1 protein-coding gene is annotated in these 1,230 nt (G+C 67.2%); it reads right to left on the reverse strand.

Annotated features, from left to right (window positions below; all coding sequences use genetic code 11):
• Window positions 1-1,193 (reverse strand): MlaD family protein (locus tag A5686_RS02065; RefSeq protein WP_067930364.1); only part of this gene is annotated, 1,193 nt, incomplete at its 3' end.
• Window positions 1,194-1,230 lie beyond the last annotated feature (37 nt).

Raw genomic sequence — 1,230 nt, forward strand, 5'->3', positions numbered from 1 at the left:
GGCGTCGGGTCGGTCCGCTGGCCCAAGTTGGCGCCGGGCGGGGGACCGGCGGTGTCGTCGCCTCCCGGGCGAGGCGCGTTCTTGGCGCCGCGGATCGAGACCGCCGGGTCGTCGTCGCGGCAGTACGTGTACATGAACGGCTCGTAGTAGTCGGCGGCCGACGAAGCGTGCGCCGGTGTCCCGTAGTCGCAGACGTAGCGGGGATACAAATCGGCCGTCGCCCAGACACCGCCGTCGTGGAAGGCGCTCGTCACCGCGTCCAATACCGACCCGCGGTAATCGGGGAACAACGCGTTGAGCGCCGGCACCCGCAGATAGAGCAGCTGCGACATGGTGGCCATGCTGCCCAGCAACTGCACCATGGTGTCGGAGTTATCCGCGAACAGATTGTCGACCGCCGAAAGGGTGCGCGGCGTCTGCTGAGTCAGCCGACGGTAGCCGGCCTGCATTCGGGCCACACCGGTCAGTGTCTGGTTGAGTTCGGTTGCGGTGGCGCCCAATCCGTTGTTCTTGTCGCTGGCCAGGGTGAGCACGACGCGGCTTGTCTTGATGATGCTGGTGGTTTGGGGCAGCACCGAATCCAGCGTCGATAGCAGGAACGTGCCGCCGTCGACGATGGCAGTCAACTTCGCCGGCCCCTCCTTGCTCAGGCTCAATTCCTTCTTGATCAACTCGATTTTGTGCGGGTCGACCTGGGCCAGCAGCCCGTCGGCGTCGCCGAGCAACTGTGCCAAGCTGACCGGCACGGTGGTGTGGTCCAGGGCGATGAGGCTGCCGTCGTGCAGGTACGGCCCGGCGTCCGACGCGGCTTCGAAGTTGATGTACTGCTCTCCGGCCGGCGAGAGTGCCGACACGTGTACGACGCTGTTCGCCGGGATCCGCACCTTCGACGTGATGCTGGCGACGGCGTTCACCCCGTTGTCGGTGATCTGCAGCGACTCCACGCGGCCGATGCGCACCCCGCGCAGTGCGACGTCCTGATTGGGCAGCAAGCCGCCGGATTCCGCCAGCTGCACGGTGACCCGGTAGGACGAGGCGAAGGGCTTCACCCGTAGCGCTCCGATGAGCAGATAGGCGGTCGCCACGACGAGGATGAGCACCAAGCCGGCGACCGACAGCCAAACCTGTTGCCGGTGACCGGTGCGCACCGCGCGGACAACGACGTTGGCGCAGTTGGCGACGGCGCGCATCATGGCTGCGATCCCGGTGGTGGCGGCGGCCCGGCCGGGG

Source organism: Mycobacterium sp. E2479 (assembly GCF_001667925.1).
Classification (GTDB): Bacteria; Actinomycetota; Actinomycetes; order Mycobacteriales; family Mycobacteriaceae; genus Mycobacterium.